This window comes from Citrobacter sp. Cb023, assembly GCF_030336805.1.
Taxonomy (GTDB): Bacteria; Pseudomonadota; Gammaproteobacteria; order Enterobacterales; family Enterobacteriaceae; genus Citrobacter; species Citrobacter braakii.
This window is the reverse complement of the sequence record NZ_JAOWCV010000033.1, coordinates 173,949-191,365: the sequence shown is the minus strand read 5'-3', so window position 1 is coordinate 191,365 and position 17,417 is coordinate 173,949. Positions and strand designations below refer to the sequence as shown.

Genomic DNA, 17,417 nt, shown 5'->3' with positions numbered 1-17,417 from the left:
TATGCATGATGCACAAATCCGCGTTGCCATCGCGGGAGCCGGAGGGCGCATGGGGCGTCAGTTGATTCAGGCCACTCTTGGCATGGATGGCGTACAGCTCGGCGCGGCGCTGGAGCGCGAAGGTTCTTCTTTGCTGGGAAGCGATGCCGGAGAATTAGCGGGAGCCGGTAAAACGGGCGTTACCGTGCAAAGTAGTCTTGAGGCGGTGAAAGATGATTTTGATGTTTTCATCGATTTTACTCGCCCGGAAGGCACGCTGGCGCATCTGGCGTTTTGCCGCCAGCACGGTAAAGGGATGGTGATTGGCACCACTGGCTTTGATGACGCGGGCAAACAGGCTATTCGTGATGCTGCGCAGGACATTGCTATCGTTTTCGCCGCGAACTTTAGCGTTGGCGTTAACGTCATGCTTAAGCTGCTGGAGAAGGCGGCGAAAGTGATGGGTGATTACACCGATATTGAGATTATTGAAGCCCATCACCGTCATAAAGTGGATGCGCCGTCAGGCACTGCGCTGGCGATGGGGGAGGCGATTGCCGGGGCGCTGGATAAAGATTTAAAAGAGTGTGCCGTCTATTCGCGTGAAGGTTACACCGGTGAGCGCGTACCCGGTACGATCGGTTTTGCCACGGTGCGGGCGGGAGATATCGTTGGTGAGCATACCGCGATGTTTGCCGATATTGGCGAGCGCATTGAGATCACGCATAAAGCCTCCAGCCGCATGACCTTTGCCAATGGCGCAGTACGATCGGCAATTTGGCTGAAATCAAAGTCAAACGGTCTTTTTGATATGAAAGATGTGCTTGATTTACGCAATTTATAACTTTTATTACCCTTCGTGATGTGGTTATTGTAATCATAACTATTTGATTACATGGGGCAATATTTTATTGCCCTTTTATTTTTCGCTTTTTAATTTGATTTTTTATTTAATGACCTATTTGTTTATGTTTTGCAGGGTTATTTTGTTATTTCAATGTAAATTTTGACCAAATGGTCCACTTTTATCTATCGCGCTTCCTGTTTTTACACTCTTTATCTTCCGCAAGCGTTTTCCACCCCAAGTTAGCTGATCTTTTTGCCTGTTAAATCGTGTGTTTTATCCCAGTGGCGTAAAATAATAATAAAAAATGCCCTTTTGGGTAGACTTTTACGTGGGCTATCTCTAGAATGCCGCCGTTTGCCAGAAATCCATAGGTAAGCAAATTTGCATTGATTCATGTGGTGTTAATGAATTAATATGCAAATAAAGTGAGTGAATATTCTCTGGAGGGTGTTTTGATTAAGTCAGCGCTATTGGTTCTGGAAGACGGAACCCAGTTTCACGGTCGGGCCATAGGGGCAACAGGTTCGGCGGTTGGGGAAGTCGTTTTCAATACTTCAATGACCGGTTATCAAGAAATCCTCACTGATCCTTCCTATTCCCGCCAAATCGTCACTCTTACTTATCCTCATATCGGTAATGTCGGCACTAATGAAGCCGATGCAGAATCTTCTCAAGTACATGCGCAAGGCCTGGTCATCCGCGACCTGCCGCTGATTGCCAGCAACTTCCGCGATACCGAAGACCTCTCTTCTTACCTCAAACGCCATAATATTGTGGCAATTGCCGATATCGATACCCGTAAGCTGACGCGTTTGCTGCGTGAAAAGGGCGCACAGAACGGCTGCATTATCGCGGGTGATAACCCGGATGCGGCGCTGGCGCTGGAAAAAGCGAAAGCCTTCCCAGGTCTGAACGGTATGGATCTGGCGAAAGAAGTGACCACCGCGGAGCCTTATAGTTGGACGCAAGGTAGCTGGACGCTGGCCGGTGACCTGCCGGAAGCTAAATCCGCCGATGAACTGCCGTTCCACGTAGTGGCCTACGATTTCGGCGCTAAACGTAACATTCTGCGTATGTTAGCGGATCGCGGCTGCCGCCTGACGGTTGTGCCGGCGAAAACCTCTGCTGAAGATGTTTTGAAGATGAATCCGGACGGTATCTTCCTGTCCAACGGCCCTGGCGACCCGGCGCCGTGCGACTACGCGATTACCGCGATTCAGAAATTCCTCGAAACCGATATTCCGGTATTTGGCATCTGCCTCGGCCATCAACTGCTGGCGCTGGCAAGCGGTGCGAAGACCATTAAGATGAAGTTTGGCCACCACGGCGGCAACCATCCGGTAAAAGATATTGATAACAACACCGTGATGATCACCGCTCAGAACCACGGTTTTGCGGTCGATGAGGCCTCCATGCCTGCCAACCTGCGCGTGACCCACAAGTCGCTGTTCGACGGCACCCTGCAGGGGATTCATCGTACCGACAAACCGGCGTTCAGCTTCCAGGGGCACCCTGAAGCAAGCCCAGGTCCACACGACGCTGCGCCGCTGTTCGACCACTTTATCGAGTTAATTGAGCAATACCGTCAGTCCGCGAAATAATCAGGAGTAAAAGAGCCATGCCAAAACGTACAGACATAAAAAGTATCCTGATTCTGGGCGCGGGTCCGATCGTTATCGGTCAGGCGTGTGAGTTTGACTATTCCGGCGCGCAGGCGTGTAAAGCCCTGCGTGAAGAGGGTTACCGCGTTATTCTGGTGAACTCCAACCCGGCGACCATCATGACCGACCCGGAAATGGCCGATGCCACCTACATCGAGCCGATTCACTGGGAAGTGGTACGCAAAATCATTGAGAAAGAGCGCCCGGATGCGGTGCTGCCAACCATGGGCGGTCAGACGGCGCTGAACTGTGCGCTGGAGCTGGAACGTCAGGGCGTACTGGCTGAGTTCGGCGTGACCATGATTGGCGCGACGGCGGATGCCATTGATAAAGCGGAAGACCGTCGTCGCTTCGACATTGCGATGAAAAAAATCGGTCTCGATACCGCACGTTCAGGCATCGCTCACACCATGGAAGAAGCGCTGGCGGTTGCCGCTGACGTCGGCTTCCCGTGCATTATCCGTCCGTCCTTCACCATGGGTGGCACCGGCGGCGGTATCGCCTACAACCGCGAAGAGTTTGAAGAAATTTGTGAACGCGGTCTGGATCTTTCCCCAACCAACGAACTGCTGATTGATGAATCGCTGATTGGCTGGAAAGAGTACGAGATGGAAGTGGTACGTGATAAAAACGACAACTGCATCATCGTCTGCTCCATCGAAAACTTCGACGCGATGGGCATCCATACCGGTGACTCCATCACCGTTGCGCCAGCCCAGACGCTGACTGACAAAGAATATCAAATCATGCGTAACGCCTCGATGGCGGTGCTGCGTGAAATCGGCGTTGAAACCGGTGGTTCTAACGTCCAGTTTGCGGTAAACCCGAAAAACGGTCGTCTGATTGTTATCGAGATGAACCCGCGCGTTTCCCGCTCCTCGGCGCTGGCATCCAAAGCAACCGGCTTCCCGATTGCTAAAGTCGCAGCCAAGCTGGCGGTAGGTTACACCCTCGACGAACTGATGAATGACATCACCGGCGGGCGGACTCCGGCTTCGTTTGAGCCGTCCATCGACTACGTTGTGACGAAAATTCCACGCTTCAACTTCGAGAAATTTGTTGGCGCTAACGACCGTCTGACCACCCAGATGAAATCTGTCGGTGAAGTGATGGCGATTGGCCGCACCCAGCAGGAGTCTCTGCAAAAAGCGCTGCGCGGTCTGGAAGTGGGCGCGACCGGCTTCGACCCGAAAGTAAGTCTGGATGACCCGGAAGCGCTGACCAAAATCCGCCGCGAGCTGAAAGACGCGGGCGCCGAGCGTATCTGGTACATCGCCGATGCTTTCCGTGCTGGCCTGTCCGTCGATGGCGTGTTCAACCTGACCAACATCGACCGCTGGTTCCTGGTGCAGATTGAAGAAATGGTGCGCCTGGAAGAAAAAGTCACAGACCTTGGTATCAACGGCCTCGACGCTGACTTCTTGCGCGTACTGAAGCGCAAAGGTTTCGCCGATGCGCGTCTGGCGAAACTGGCCGGCGTACGCGAAGCGGAAATCCGCAAGCTGCGTGACCAATATAACCTGCACCCGGTCTACAAGCGCGTGGATACCTGCGCGGCAGAATTTGCCACCGACACCGCTTACATGTACTCCACTTATGAAGACGAGTGCGAAGCGAATCCAACTCAGGATCGTGACAAGATTATGGTGCTGGGCGGTGGTCCAAACCGTATCGGTCAGGGCATTGAATTCGACTACTGCTGCGTACACGCCTCGCTGGCGTTGCGCGAAGACGGTTACGAGACCATCATGGTCAACTGTAACCCAGAAACCGTTTCTACCGACTACGATACCTCCGACCGTCTGTACTTCGAGCCGGTAACGCTGGAAGACGTGCTGGAAATCGTGCGCATCGAGAAGCCGAAAGGCGTTATCGTGCAGTACGGCGGCCAGACTCCGCTGAAGCTGGCGCGCGCGCTGGAAGCGGCAGGCGTGCCGGTTATCGGCACCAGCCCGGATGCTATTGACCGTGCGGAAGACCGTGAACGCTTCCAGCAGGCGGTTGACCGTCTGAAGCTGAAACAACCGGCTAACGCCACCGTGACCGCCATTGAAATGGCGGTTGAGAAGGCGAAAGAGATTGGCTACCCGCTGGTGGTGCGTCCGTCCTACGTTCTCGGCGGCCGCGCGATGGAAATCGTCTACGACGAAGCCGACCTGCGTCGCTACTTCCAGACCGCGGTCAGCGTTTCTAACGATGCGCCGGTACTGCTGGACCGTTTCCTTGATGACGCGGTGGAAGTGGACGTGGACGCCATCTGCGACGGCGAAATGGTGCTGATTGGCGGTATCATGGAGCACATCGAACAGGCGGGCGTGCACTCCGGTGACTCCGCATGTTCTCTGCCTGCGTATACCCTGAGCCAGGAAATTCAGGATGTGATGCGCCAGCAGGTGCAGAAACTGGCCTTCGAACTGCAGGTTCGCGGTCTGATGAACGTCCAGTTTGCGGTGAAGAATAACGAAGTTTACCTGATTGAAGTGAACCCGCGTGCGGCGCGTACCGTTCCGTTCGTCTCCAAGGCAACGGGCGTACCGCTGGCGAAAGTCGCGGCGCGCGTGATGGCCGGGAAAACGCTGGCACAGCAGGGCGTCACCAAAGAAGTTATCCCGCCGTACTACTCGGTAAAAGAAGTGGTGCTGCCGTTCAACAAGTTCCCGGGCGTTGATCCGCTGTTAGGGCCAGAAATGCGCTCTACTGGTGAGGTGATGGGCGTGGGCCGTACCTTCGCGGAAGCGTTCGCCAAGGCACAGCTCGGCAGCAGCTCCACCATGAAAAAACAGGGTCGTGCGCTGCTCTCCGTTCGCGAAGGCGATAAAGAGCGCGTGGTTGACCTGGCGGCGAAGCTGCTGAAGTTTGGTTTCGAGTTGGATGCGACGCACGGCACCGCGATTGTGCTGGGCGAAGCGGGTATCAATCCACGTCTGGTGAACAAGGTGCATGAAGGCCGTCCGCACATTCAGGACCGTATCAAGAATGGCGAGTACACTTACATCATCAACACTACCGAAGGCCGTCAGGCTATTGAAGACTCCAAGCTGATTCGCCGCAGCGCACTGCAGTACAAAGTGCATTATGACACCACCCTGAACGGCGGTTTCGCAACGGCGATGGCGCTGAATGCCGATGCTACCGAGAAGGTGACCTCGGTTCAGGAAATGCACGCGCAGATCAAAAAGTCATAAAAAAAGGGTCCGGTGATAATTGCGCTAACCGGGCCTGCAATATAATTGGGAAAGGGTTTCTGTAAAGAAACCCTTTTTTTATCTCTCATAAGGTCATTCCTGGCCAACCGTGCTTTCATAACCACATTTTCAATGTAATAAGCACGATGTTGCTCACACTAATCAACATTCAAGTCGCATACTATCCATTATATCCACAATTTTAATATGGCTTAGTTTTTATTAATTTGGACAGGCCGTAGCCAGATTTTTAATTTGTGAAATGGTGTGCTTATGTGTGAAAAATATGTTGAAAGACCGCTTTATTTGTTAATTGCTGACTGGATGATGGCTGAAGATCGTTGGATCACAGCAAAGGAAATTTCCCGCCATTTTGATATTGAACACTGCAAAGCAATTAATACGCTCTCTTATATTCTGTCGGAAGTGGGAGAAATTGTTTGTGAAGTTAAGATGATCCCTAATCAAATTGCAGGCCGCGGCTGCCAGTGCCAGCGTTTGGTGAAAGTCATTAGTATTGATTCTCATCTCTACAGACGATTGAATCACAATTTGCAGGAAAAAAAGGTGAGTGTGGCGAAAACGCCGCGACTGCCAGCGGTTCCCCCAACAGAGCTTAACCGTGAGCAGAAATGGCAGATGATGCTCTCCAAGAGCATGCGTCGATAATGGTGATTTGCCGGATCGGCGTGAGCGCTTCTCCGGCATAAATTACCGTGCTGATTTTGGCTTTACGTCCGTCGTGCCTTTCAGGCGCGGCCGGTTTTTTTCGACCTGCGTTAATGGCAAGGTTTCGTGTAGTCCTGTTTGGCAGCGGATTGCAAGGTCCTGATACTCTTTGGTGTTCAGCCGTTTCCAGTGCAGCTCCTGGTCCGTGACTTCACGCAGTACGCGAACCGGTGAACCAACCAGCATCTGCCTTGCCTCTCCCTGAAATCCGGCTTTGACAAAGCTCATGGCGGCGACAATGCTCTCTTCGCCAATCACCGCGCCGTCCATAATCACGCTGTTCATGCCAATCAGCGCATTTCTGCCCACCACGCAGCCGTGCAGGATTGCGCCATGGCCGATGTGTCCATTCTCATGCACGATAGTGTCGGTGTCGCAATAGCCGTGCATGATGCAGCCATCCTGCAGGTTAGAACCGGCTTCCAGAATCAGGCGACCATAGTCACCGCGCAATGAGGCGTGTGGACCAATATAAACCCCGGTCCCCACAATGACATCGCCAATCAGCACAGCGCTGGGATGGACATAGGCATCCGGATGTACCACCGGAATCAGGCCCTCAAAGGCGTAATAGCTCATTGTCTTATCTCGGTTTTATTGCCGGATTGCGGCGTAAATACCTTATCCGGCATAGGCACATTAACGACCTTTCCATACTGGATCGCGTTTTTCCGCAAATGCCTGTGGTCCTTCGAGCGCATCTTCCGAGTGCAGCACTGATGGATAGTGCTTCAGCACACCGCTGCGGATGTACCGGTAGCCTTCTTCCACCGGCATTTCGCTGGTCGCACGGTAAATCTCTTTCAGCGCGGCGATAGCCAGCGGGGCGCTATTTACCAGCTGCTGTGCCAGTTCGCGCGCGCTATCCATCAGTTCACTCTGGCTGACAACGCGGTTGACGATACCCCAGCGCAGTGCTTCTTCGGCGCTCATTCGTCTGCCGGTCATCACCATTTCGTTGACGATAGCTGGTGGCAGCAGTTTAGGTAGACGCAGTACGCCGCCGCTGTCAGGCACGATCCCGAGTTTTGCTTCCGGCAGCGCGAAGCTGGCATTTTCCGCACAGACGATAAAATCCGCCGCCAGCGCCAGCTCAAAACCGCCGCCAAACGCGTAGCCGTTTACCGCGGCGATGACCGGCTTATCGAGGTCGAAAATTTCGGTTAAACCAGCGAAGCCGCCTGGGCCAAAATCGGCATCTGGCGCTTCACCGTCGGCCGCCGCTTTTAAGTCCCAGCCCGCAGAAAAGAATTTCTCTCCGCCGCCGGTGATAATTGCTACGCGTAATTCCGGGTCATCACGAAAATTAAGAAAAGCTTCCCCCATTGCAAAGCTGGTTTTAGCGTCAATGGCATTGGCTTTAGGCCGGTCAAGGGTAATTTCCAGGATCGGGCCGTTACGGGTCAGATGTAATGATTCACTCATAGTTCATCTCCAGATAATTAGGTTTCCCGGCCGGAGGAATTCCGACCGGAGGGGTTATTTCAGATTTTTTTTGATTATTTTTCCTGAACAATTGCGCGGCAGGTCGGTTCTTATCTCCATAAAAGAAGGAACCTTGAATTTCGCCATATTGTTTTCGCAGAAGCTGAAGAACTCAGCTTCGCTTAATGTTTCACCCTCATTAAGGACGACAAAAGCTTTAATGGCTTCATCACGGATCGAGTCTTTAATACCGACAACCACAATGTCCTGAATTTTCGGATGCGCAGAAATAATATTTTCCAGCTCGACGCAGGAGACATTTTCCCCACCGCGTTTAATCATGTTGCAGCGTCTGTCGACGAAATAAAAAAAACCGTCCGCATCCTGGTAACCCGAATCACCGGTATGTAACCACCCTTCAGGTTCCAGCGCTTTGGCAGTAGCGTCGGGTTGCGCGTAGTACTCTTTGAAGATTGTTTTTCCCGGCACGCCTTTAATGCAAATTTCGCCAATTTCTCCGGCGGGCAGGGGACGGTTGTGATCGTCACGGATTTCGGCTTCATAGCTAAAACCCACGCGACCAATAGAAGGCCAGCGCCGTTTGTCTCCAGGGCGATCGCCAATAATGCCCACGATGGTTTCGGTCATACCGTAGGAGGTCAGCAGTCTGACGCCAAAGCGTTCGATAAAGGCATCTTTTTCCTGTTCGGATAAATTGAGATAGAACATCACTTCGCGCAGGTGATGCTGTCTGTCCGTTGGGGCTGCGGGTTGGACCATCAGCGTTCTGATCATCATCGGGATGCATTCGGTGACCGTCGCCTGATATCTACGCACCTGATCCCAGAACGCCCTGGCGCTGTACTTCTCCACCAGCACAAAGGTGCTGCCTGCGGAGAAGGCAGCCATGGCAGCCGTACACTGACAGTCTATATGGAAAGCGGGCATCACCGTCATATAGACGTCATCATCGCGCAGAGCGATTTGCCAGGAGGTGTAGTAGCCCGCAAAGCGCAGGTTGTAGTGGGTAATCACCACCCCTTTAGGCCGCGAGGTGGTGCCTGAAGTAAACAGAATTTCCGCCGTATCGTCAGTGGATAACGCAGGCGTATAGCATAGATTAGTCGACTGGCGGGCTTGCAGTTGGGTAAAGTGGCTCACGCCGTCGTCAACCGGAAGCTGCTCGCCAATCAGACAGATATGATTTAGCGGAGTGGTATTTTCCAGCCGTATCTGGCGGTACATAGGATAAAACTCGGCACTGGTGACCAGCAGGCTCACCTGGCTGTTTTGCAGGATCCAGGCACTCTCTTCGCCCAGCAAGCGGGCATTAATCGGCACCATAATGGCACCAATTTTTGCCAGTCCAAACCAGCAAAAGATAAATTCCGGACAGTTATCCAGATGCAATGCGACCTTGTCGCCCTTGCGGATCCCTAAGGAATGGAAAAGGTTCGCCGTGCGGTTTATCTCTTCATTGAGCGAGGCATAGCTATACTGCCGAACGATTCCTTCGCAGGATTCGAAAATTAACGCCGTTTTATCTCCGTACACCCCGGCCAGGTCGTCCCACATCTGACGTAAGTTTTGTCCGCCAACGATATCCATAATGCTTTATCCACTGAAATCAGGCGTGAGCGCTAACCAACCAGCAGGTCAGCGCGTCGCGTTTATTCCTCAACTCTGGCCAGGCCTTTGCCGACCAGCTCATTTATGTCTGCTTCGCTATAACCAATGTTTTTCAGAATGGCGGCGGTATCCATGCCGTGTGACGGCATGCCACGCCAGATTTTCCCCGGGTTGTTTTTAAATTTCGGCATGATGTTCGGCCCTTTGCAGGTGCGGCCGTCCATCGTTTGCCACTGAGTAATGGATTCACGGGCAACGTACTGCGGGTTGCCTTCCAGTTCAGGAATGGTCAGTACCTTCGCGCAGGCGATATTCAGCTCAGCAAAGCGCGCCTGGACTTCGGCGATAGTGTGCGTTGCCAGCCAGGCATCCAGTTTCTCTTCCACGAGCGGGCCGTAAGGGCATTCCACGCGATGGATAAGCTGGGTGCCTTCCGGGACTTCCGGTGTGCCAAGAATGTGGGCGAGGCCAATATCATTGAAGCACTCGTTGATTTGCGTGATGCCGACCAGCTCCATGACGATATAGCCATCGGCGCATTTATAGAGACCGCAGCCAGCGTAATACGGGTCTTTGCCTTTGGTCATACGTGGACAAATTTCGCCACCGTTGAAGTAGTCCATCATGAAGTACTGACCCATACGCAGCATCACTTCGTACATGGCGATATCAATGCTTTCACCCTTACCCGTTTCGCGTACTTTGTGCAGGGCTGCCAGCGCTGCTGTCGTCGCGGTCATCCCGGAGAAATAATCGGCGGTGTACGGGAAGGCCGGCATCGGCTGATCAACATCACCGTTTTGGATCAGATAGCCGCTGAACGCCTGCGCGATGGTGTTATATGCCGGAAGATTGGTGTACTCCTCGGTACCAAACTGGCCGAAGCCGGAAAGGTGGGCGATAACCAGTTTTGGGTTATGTTCCCACAGCACGTCATCGGTAATGCCGCGGCGAGCAAAGGCCGGGCCTTTACTGGCTTCAATGAAAATATCGGTGGTTTCCATGAGCTTCAGAAACGCTTCCCGGCCTTCATCTTTGAAAATATTCAGCGACAGGGCGTGCAGGTTGCGGCGTGAGAGCTGTGGATAGTTAGGTTGCACGCGGATGGTATCGGCCCATGCGACGTTTTCAATCCAGATAACCTCAGCACCCCATTCGGCGAACATCTGTCCGGCGAACGGGCCGGCAATTTCGATTCCTGAAAAAACCACGCGTACCCCGGCAAGTGGGCCAAAGGTGGGCATTGGTAAATGATTCATAATTTTGCTCCTGGCATTTTTTGTAGGCCCGGTAAGCGCAGCGCCACCGGGCATGTTTCCGGATGGCGGCGTAAACGCCTTATCCGGCCTACGAATCGTGCTGAATTAGCGGTATTGCTTGAGTACCGCACGACCCAACGTCAGGATCTGCATTTCATCAGAGCCACCAGAAACACGGTCAACGCGCAGATCGCGCCAGAAACGCGTGATGCGATGGTTACCCGCGATACCTACACCGCCCAGCACCTGCATGGCGGTATCGACCACTTCAAACGCGGCGTTGGCGCAGAAGTATTTGCACATTGCCGCATCGCCCGAAGTAATGGTGCCGTTATCCGCTTTCCATGCTGCTTCAAGCAGCATGTTTTTCATGGAATTCAGTTTGATCGCCATATGCGCGAACTTCTCCTGAATCAGTTGGAAACGGCCGATCGTTTCGCCAAACTGCACGCGCTGATTGGCGTAGCGCGCGGCGTCTTCAAAAGCGCACATTGCCGTACCGTAGTTGGTCAGTGCGACAAGGAAGCGTTCATGATCGAACTCTTCTTTCACGCGGTTGAAACCATTACCTTCCCGACCGAACATGTCTTTCTCGTCCAGTTCAACGTCGTCAAAGGTGATTTCACAGCAGCTATCCATGCGCAGACCGAGTTTCTCCAGCTTGTTGACCTTGATACCCGCTTTGCTCATGTCAACGAACCACTCGGTGTAAACAGGTTTATCCGGCGATGCACCATCTCTCGCCATAACCACGATGTACGGGGTATAGGCGCTACTGGTGATAAAGCACTTACTGCCATTAAGATAAACCTTACCATTTTTACGTGTATAAGTGGTTTTCAGGCTGCCAACATCCGATCCCGCTCCCGGTTCGGTGATGGCAGAGTTCCACATCTGCTTACCGGTTCCCTGGAACGCCATGATTTTATCAATCTGCTCTTGGGTACCTTCACGCAGGAAAGTGTTAAAACCTCCCGGCAATTGGTACAACACGTAAGTTGGCGCACCAAGACGACCCAGCTCCATCCAGACGGCAGCGACGGTAACAAAACCCGCTTCCAGACCGCCGTGTTCTTCCGGGATCAACAGACTATCAATGCCCATATCCGCCAGCGCTTTTACAAAACGCTCAGGGTAGACGCTGTCACGATCGCACTCGGCAAAATAAGCTTCCCAGTTCTCACTGGCCATCAGTTCACGAATACCGGCGACAAACAGCTCCTGCTCGTCATTTAAGTTGAAATCCATCTTTCAGCCTCTTGATCAATTGGGTTAATAAGAATTACTTGTCTTTCCAGTGCACTTTGGCGTCTTTAATAAAGGACAGCGTCACCATGATGTTGACGAAGAACAGCGGACATCCTCCGGCGATAATCGCGGTCTGAATCGGCTTCAGCCCACCCAGCGCCAGCAGAACGATACCGATGATGCCGACCAGAACGGACCAGCCGATACGCACTAACAGCGGCGGTTCTTCACCATCGCGGACTTCACGACAGGTGGACATCGCCAGGGTGTAAGAGCAGGCGTTAATCAGCGTCACGGTGGCAATAAAGCAGAGGATGAAGAATCCCCACATGGTGGCGGTGCTGAGCGGTAGAGCAGCCCAGGTTTCGATAATGGCGCGCGCCACACCGTGTTGTTCAATCAGCTGCGGGATATTGAGAACGTTTTTATCCATCAGCAGCAGCGTGTTGCTGCCAAGGACTGTCCACAGGATCCAGGTCGATGCGGTCAGGCCCAGCACCATCCCGAAGCACAGTTCACGGACGGTACGACCACGAGAAATACGGGCCAGGAAGATACTCATCTGGATGGCGTAAATGACCCACCACGCCCAGTAGAAGACGGTCCAGCCCTGTGGGAAGCCGCCTTTACCGATGGCATCGGTATAGAACAGCATGCGCGGCAGATACATCAACAGCATGCCGACGGAGTCGGTGAAGTAGTTCATGATGAAGCTGGCGCCGCTGACGATAAACACCCAGCCCAGCATCAGGAAGCTCAGATAGCTACGCACGTCGCTGGCGATCTTGACCCCTTTTTGCAGGCCGCAGGCCACGCAAATGGCGTTCAATATGATCCAGCAAGTAATGATGATTGCGTCGAGTTGCAGCGTATGCGGAATACCGAACAGATACTGCATGCACTCGGTTACCAGCGGAGTGGCCAGACCGAGGCTGGTACCCATCGCGAAGATCAGCGCCACCAGATAGAAGTTATCGACGATGGTGCCGAACAGCCCTTTCGCATGCTTCTCGCCCACTAACGGTACCAGCGTGGAGCTGGGACGGATGACGTCCATCTTGCGCACAAAGAAGAAGTAGGCGAAAGCCACAGAAAGGAAACTGTAGGTTGCCCACGGCAACGGTCCCCAGTGGAACAGGCTGTACGCCAGGCCCAGCTCTTTCGCGCCCGTAGAGTTAGGCGCGAGAGCAAACGGCGGGGTGGAGATGTAGTAGTAGATCTCGATGGAACCCCAGAACAGCACCGCGGCGGATGTACAGGAAGCGAACATCATAAAAATCCAGCTGGCGGTACTAAACTCTGGTTTTTCGTCGCCTAATTTCTTTTTGGCATACGGGCCAAAGACCAACCAGAACCAGCCGAAGAGCATGACGACCATATACCATTCAAATGCCCAGCCCCAGACATTGGTAACATAACTGAATACCGCATTAATAACGACGTTAGCGGCATCGAGATCTCTTACAGTTAGCCAACAAAGTATCCCAACTATTATTAATGGCGGAAAAAAAACCTTCGGTTCAATTCCCGATTTTCTCTTTTCATTTTTCATAAGTGAATTCCAGTGTGAAAACGAAACTTATTTAGCGTGCCCGTGCATGATCGTTTGTTTATTTATTATTAATGATTTGTTGATAACTTTTTAACCTCTGGGAGCGCCTCAGTGAGTAACCCATAATGAGTATTCATATCGGGTGGTTCTGTTATCTTCGTCACACTTTTTTATGCTGAGTAATTCGCTCAAAAATTTGATATTTTTTGTTTATAATCAATTTGTTGGCTGTGGTTTTTTAACTTTTTTAAGTGACTGGCGTTCAATATTGTTGAACCCGCAGACAATATTGAAAATTTTCATATTTGACGTGATTCTTTCAATATTGGTGAGGTGCATAACACTATTGAAAGTTACGAATTTCAATGTGTGACATTTTCAATATTGGTGATTAAGGTTTTATTTCCGAATTAAAGAGCGTGATATCTGTATTTAACACTGCCGATATAAATACGTTTCCTTCATGATTTCTGGAGATGCAATGAAGATAATTACTTGCTACAAATGCGTACCTGATGAACAGGATATTGCGATTAATAATGCTGATGGTTCACTCGATTTCAGCAAAGCGGATGGCAAAATAAGCCAGTATGATCTGAATGCGATCGAAGCGGCTTGTCAGTTGAAACAACAGTCAGGAGAGGCCCTGGTTGTGGCCATGAGCGTCGGCGGCAAAGCGCTGACCAATGCAAAAGGGCGAAAAGATGTGCTTTCCCGTGGCCCAGATGAACTGATTGTTGTTATTGACGAGCAATTTGAGCAGGCGCTGCCACAACAAACTGCCAGCGCGCTGGCTGCCGCCGCGCAAAAAGCAGGTTTCGATCTGCTTATTTGCGGTGACGGTTCTTCCGATCTTTATGCTCAGCAGGTTGGTCTGCTGGTGGGCGAAGCGCTGAACATTCCGGCGATTAACGGCGTGAGTAAAATCCTCTCTCTTACTGACAGCACTTTGACGGTAGAGCGTGAACTGGAAGATGAAGTCGAAACTCTGAGCATTCCGCTTCCGGCGGTGATCGCGGTCTCAACGGACATCAATACCCCACAAATCCCTTCGATGAAAGCCATTCTTGGCGCGGCGAAAAAACCGGTTCAGGTCTGGTCGCCGGCAGACATTGGCCTGAACAGCGCGCAGGCATATTCCGAACAACACGTTGCTGCACCGAAGCAGCGCGAGCGTCAGCGCGTTGTAATTGAAGGTGACGGTGAAGAACAGATTGCCGCATTTGTCGAGAATCTTCGCAAAATCATTTAATTATCAGGGGATGTTATGAACAAATTTTCCAGTATCTGGGTATTCAGCGATACCCCTTCTCGTCTGCCGGAACTGATGAATGGTGCGCAGGCTTTAGGTGAAAAAGTTAACACGTTTGTGCTGAGTGAAGCGGACTGCGCGACGGCATGCCATTTAGGCGCAGATGATGTCTGGTTACTCAGCGGTAAACCAGAAGACCGTATGGTCGAAGACTACGCTGATGTGATGGCCGAAACTATTCGTCAGCACAGCGAGGGCGGGGCGGTGCTGCTGCCGAATACGCGTCGCGGCAAGCTGTTAGCGGCAAAACTGGGTTTTCGCTTGTCGGCAGCGGTCTCCAACGACGCCAGTGCAGTCGCCGTACAGGATGGAAAAGCGGCGGTAAAACATATGGTCTACGGCGGCCTGGCGATGGGGGCAGAAACAATCGCTTCACCGTTTGCCGTGATAACGCTCAGCAGTGGAACGTTTGACGCGCAGCAACCGGATACCGCCCGCAGCGGCGAGGTGCACAGTGTGTCATGGCAGGCTCCGGCTGTAGCCGTTACTCGTACGGCAACTCAGGCACGTCAGAGCAACAGCGTCGACCTCGACAAAGCTCGTCTGGTGGTTAGCGTGGGACGCGGGATCGGCAGCAAAGAAAATATCTCGCTGGCGGAGGCGCTGTGCCAGACGATTGGCGCCGAGCTGGCGTGCTCCCGTCCGGTGGCGGAAAACGAGAAGTGGATGGAGCACGAACGCTACGTCGGCATCTCCAACCTGATGCTCAAGCCGGAACTGTATCTGGCCGTGGGGATCTCCGGGCAGATCCAACATATGGTCGGCGCCAACGGCGCGCAGACGATTTTCGCCATCAACAAAGATAAAAATGCGCCGATTTTCCAGTATGCGGATTTTGGCATCGTTGGCGATGCACTGAAGATCCTGCCTGCGCTGACGGCTGCTTTAGCGCGTTAAACCATTTCGGGCAGGATGCGAAGGTGTCCTGCCGCTGACAGGAGTACGTATGTCCGAAGATATCTTTGATGCCATCATCGTGGGTGCAGGTCTGGCGGGTTCGGTTGCGGCGCTGGTGCTGGCTCGGGAGGGCGCACAGGTGCTGGTTATCGAGCGCGGCAATTCTGCTGGCGCGAAGAATGTCACCGGTGGGCGCATGTATGCGCATAGCCTGGAGAATATCATTCCCGGTTTTGCTGAGCAGGCCCCCATTGAACGCATCATCACCCACGAAAAACTCGCCTTTATGACCGACAAAGGGGCGATGACCATCGACTATTGCAACGGCGAAGACGCCAAATCGTCGCAGGTTTCTTACTCTGTCTTACGCAGTAAATTTGACGCCTGGCTGATGGAACAGGCCGAAGAGGCGGGCGCTCAGCTCATCACCGGTATCCGCGTGGATAACGTTGTGCAGCGCGAGGGCAAAGTCGTGGGCGTGGAAGCCGATGGCGATATTCTGGAAGCCAAAGTGGTGATCCTTGCCGACGGAGTGAATTCTCTGTTGGCTGAAAAGTTGGGTATGGCAAAGCGCGTCGAGGCATCGCATGTTGCCGTCGGCGTAAAAGAGCTGATCGAGTTGCCGAAATCGGTAATTGAAGATCGTTTCCAGTTACAAGGGAACGAAGGGGCTGCCTGTCTGTTTGCCGGATCGCCCACCGATGGGTTGATGGGCGGTGGCTTTCTCTATACGAATGAAACGACCCTTTCTCTGGGACTGGTCTGCGGCCTTCATCATCTGAAAGATGCGAAAAAATCGGTTCCGCAAATGCTGGAAGATTTCAAACAGCATCCGGCGGTTGCCCCGCTGATCGCCGGTGGCAAGCTGGTGGAATATGCCGCGCACGTCGTACCGGAAGCCGGTATCAACATGCAGCCAGAACTGGTGGGGGACGGCGTACTGATTGCTGGTGACGCTGCCGGAATGTGTATGAACCTCGGCTTTACCATTCGCGGTATGGATCTCGCCATATCCGCAGGTGAAGCGGCGGCGAAAACGGTGCTTTCCGCAATGAAGCGCGACGATTTTAGCAAGCAGTCGCTGGAGGAATACCGTCAGCATCTGGACGAAGGCCCGATGCGCGATATGCGCATGTATCAAAAGCTACCCGCTTTTCTTGATAACCCACGCATGTTTACCGCTTATCCGGAAATGGCGGTCAGTATTGCGCGCGACCTGTTCACCGTGGATGGTTCGGCACCGGTGCCAATGCGTAAAAAAATCCTGCGCCATGCGAAGAAAGTGGGCTTCATCAACCTGATGAAAGATGGCCTGAAAGGAGTGACCGTATTATGACATCTCCCGTCAACGTGGACGTCAAACTGGGCGTCAATAAGTTCAATGTGGATGAAGACAGTCCGCATATCATTCTCAAAACCGATCCTGATAAACAGGCGCTGGAGGTGCTGATTAAGGCCTGTCCGGCTGGCCTGTATAAAAAGCAGGATGACGGCAGCGTACGTTTTGATTATGCCGGATGCCTGGAATGCGGAACGTGCCGCATTCTCGGACTGGATACAGCGCTGGAAAAATGGGAATACCCGCGTGGGACGTTTGGCGTGGAGTTCCGCTACGGCTAAACCTGGTGCCGGATGGCGGCTTCGCCTTATCCGGCCTACAGGAACAATGCGTAGGCCTGATAAGCGTAACGTCA

General features: G+C 52.8%; 14 protein-coding genes. 8 read left to right on the top strand and 6 right to left on the bottom strand.

Translation table 11 applies throughout. From position 1 onward, the window contains the following. The first annotated feature begins 1 nt into the window (after position 1). From dapB to caiF, 4 genes are all read left to right on the top strand, one after another. A complete protein-coding gene (gene dapB, locus OGW44_RS09355; protein WP_047358348.1) occupies positions 2-823 on the top strand; it encodes a 4-hydroxy-tetrahydrodipicolinate reductase in 822 nt (273 codons plus the stop codon). Between the two features lie 455 nt (positions 824-1,278). Further along, positions 1,279-2,427 carry a glutamine-hydrolyzing carbamoyl-phosphate synthase small subunit gene (gene carA / locus OGW44_RS09350; RefSeq protein WP_003018918.1) on the top strand — a complete coding sequence of 383 codons (1,149 nt, stop codon included), beginning with the start codon at positions 1,279-1,281 and terminating at the stop codon, positions 2,425-2,427. 17 nt (positions 2,428-2,444) lie between these two features. Beyond that, the gene (carB, locus tag OGW44_RS09345; protein WP_185654744.1) at positions 2,445-5,672 is read left to right on the top strand and encodes a carbamoyl-phosphate synthase large subunit; all 3,228 of its coding nucleotides are present in this window, start codon (positions 2,445-2,447) and stop codon (positions 5,670-5,672) included. A 273-nt stretch (positions 5,673-5,945) separates the two neighbouring features. Further along, entirely contained in the window at positions 5,946-6,341 is a 396-nt protein-coding gene (gene caiF, locus OGW44_RS09340; protein WP_016151651.1) for a carnitine metabolism transcriptional regulator CaiF, read from the top strand. A gap of 42 nt (positions 6,342-6,383) precedes the next feature. Here the strand turns inward: caiF and caiE are convergent, their stop codons facing one another. The 6 genes from caiE to caiT all read right to left on the bottom strand — a co-directional run bounded on the left by caiE (position 6,384) and on the right by caiT (position 13,514). After that, on the bottom strand, positions 6,384-6,980 hold the full coding sequence (caiE, locus tag OGW44_RS09335) for a carnitine operon protein CaiE (RefSeq protein ID WP_047417250.1): 597 nt from the start codon (positions 6,978-6,980) through the stop codon (positions 6,384-6,386). Positions 6,981-7,040: 60 nt separating this feature from the next. Continuing rightward, positions 7,041-7,826, bottom strand: a complete 786-nt coding sequence (caiD, locus tag OGW44_RS09330) for a crotonobetainyl-CoA hydratase (protein ID WP_019078347.1) — start codon at positions 7,824-7,826, stop codon at positions 7,041-7,043. Positions 7,827-7,880: 54 nt separating this feature from the next. After that, positions 7,881-9,434, bottom strand: a complete 1,554-nt coding sequence (gene caiC, locus OGW44_RS09325) for a crotonobetaine/carnitine-CoA ligase (RefSeq protein WP_019078348.1) — start codon at positions 9,432-9,434, stop codon at positions 7,881-7,883. Positions 9,435-9,496: 62 nt separating this feature from the next. Then, on the bottom strand, positions 9,497-10,714 hold the full coding sequence (gene caiB, locus OGW44_RS09320; RefSeq protein ID WP_016155668.1) for an L-carnitine CoA-transferase: 1,218 nt from the start codon (positions 10,712-10,714) through the stop codon (positions 9,497-9,499). 105 nt (positions 10,715-10,819) lie between these two features. Next, positions 10,820-11,962, bottom strand: coding sequence for a crotonobetainyl-CoA dehydrogenase (gene caiA, locus OGW44_RS09315; RefSeq protein WP_003018898.1), 1,143 nt, complete (start codon positions 11,960-11,962; stop codon positions 10,820-10,822). A gap of 34 nt (positions 11,963-11,996) precedes the next feature. Next, positions 11,997-13,514, bottom strand: coding sequence for an L-carnitine/gamma-butyrobetaine antiporter (gene caiT, locus OGW44_RS09310; RefSeq protein ID WP_016155669.1), 1,518 nt, complete (start codon positions 13,512-13,514; stop codon positions 11,997-11,999). 481 nt (positions 13,515-13,995) lie between these two features. On the opposite strand from caiT, the gene OGW44_RS09305 reads away from it, so the two are divergent. Genes OGW44_RS09305 through fixX form a run of 4 tightly spaced genes read left to right on the top strand, consistent with a single transcriptional unit; the run spans position 13,996 to position 17,343 of the window. Beyond that, entirely contained in the window at positions 13,996-14,766 is a 771-nt protein-coding gene (locus OGW44_RS09305) for an electron transfer flavoprotein FixA (RefSeq protein ID WP_101700367.1), read from the top strand. A gap of 15 nt (positions 14,767-14,781) precedes the next feature. Then, positions 14,782-15,723: an electron transfer flavoprotein subunit alpha/FixB family protein gene (locus tag OGW44_RS09300; RefSeq protein ID WP_016155671.1), complete on the top strand. Its 942-nt coding sequence runs from the start codon at positions 14,782-14,784 to the stop codon at positions 15,721-15,723. Positions 15,724-15,772: 49 nt separating this feature from the next. Then, positions 15,773-17,059 carry an FAD-dependent oxidoreductase gene (locus OGW44_RS09295; RefSeq protein WP_016151658.1) on the top strand — a complete coding sequence of 429 codons (1,287 nt, stop codon included), beginning with the start codon at positions 15,773-15,775 and terminating at the stop codon, positions 17,057-17,059. Further along, on the top strand, positions 17,056-17,343 hold the full coding sequence (fixX, locus tag OGW44_RS09290; protein WP_000203736.1) for a ferredoxin-like protein FixX: 288 nt from the start codon (positions 17,056-17,058) through the stop codon (positions 17,341-17,343). The genes OGW44_RS09295 and fixX overlap by 4 nt, the downstream gene beginning before the upstream one ends. The last annotated feature ends 74 nt before the right edge of the window (positions 17,344-17,417 follow it).

What these genes read in the sequence shown, in the direction of transcription:
- dapB (WP_047358348.1), top strand. Translation starts at nt 2, where the DNA reads ATGCATGATGCACAAATCCGCGTTGCCATCGCGGGAGCCGGAGGGCGC.
- carB (WP_185654744.1), top strand. Translation starts at nt 2,445, where the DNA reads ATGCCAAAACGTACAGACATAAAAAGTATCCTGATTCTGGGCGCGGGT.
- caiF (WP_016151651.1), top strand. Translation starts at nt 5,946, where the DNA reads ATGTGTGAAAAATATGTTGAAAGACCGCTTTATTTGTTAATTGCTGAC.
- caiE (WP_047417250.1), bottom strand. Translation starts at nt 6,980, where the DNA reads ATGAGCTATTACGCCTTTGAGGGCCTGATTCCGGTGGTACATCCGGAT.
- caiD (WP_019078347.1), bottom strand. Translation starts at nt 7,826, where the DNA reads ATGAGTGAATCATTACATCTGACCCGTAACGGCCCGATCCTGGAAATT.
- caiC (WP_019078348.1), bottom strand. Translation starts at nt 9,434, where the DNA reads ATGGATATCGTTGGCGGACAAAACTTACGTCAGATGTGGGACGACCTG.
- caiB (WP_016155668.1), bottom strand. Translation starts at nt 10,714, where the DNA reads ATGAATCATTTACCAATGCCCACCTTTGGCCCACTTGCCGGGGTACGC.
- caiA (WP_003018898.1), bottom strand. Translation starts at nt 11,962, where the DNA reads ATGGATTTCAACTTAAATGACGAGCAGGAGCTGTTTGTCGCCGGTATT.
- caiT (WP_016155669.1), bottom strand. Translation starts at nt 13,514, where the DNA reads ATGAAAAATGAAAAGAGAAAATCGGGAATTGAACCGAAGGTTTTTTTT.
- OGW44_RS09305 (WP_101700367.1), top strand. Translation starts at nt 13,996, where the DNA reads ATGAAGATAATTACTTGCTACAAATGCGTACCTGATGAACAGGATATT.
- OGW44_RS09300 (WP_016155671.1), top strand. Translation starts at nt 14,782, where the DNA reads ATGAACAAATTTTCCAGTATCTGGGTATTCAGCGATACCCCTTCTCGT.
- OGW44_RS09295 (WP_016151658.1), top strand. Translation starts at nt 15,773, where the DNA reads ATGTCCGAAGATATCTTTGATGCCATCATCGTGGGTGCAGGTCTGGCG.
- fixX (WP_000203736.1), top strand. Translation starts at nt 17,056, where the DNA reads ATGACATCTCCCGTCAACGTGGACGTCAAACTGGGCGTCAATAAGTTC.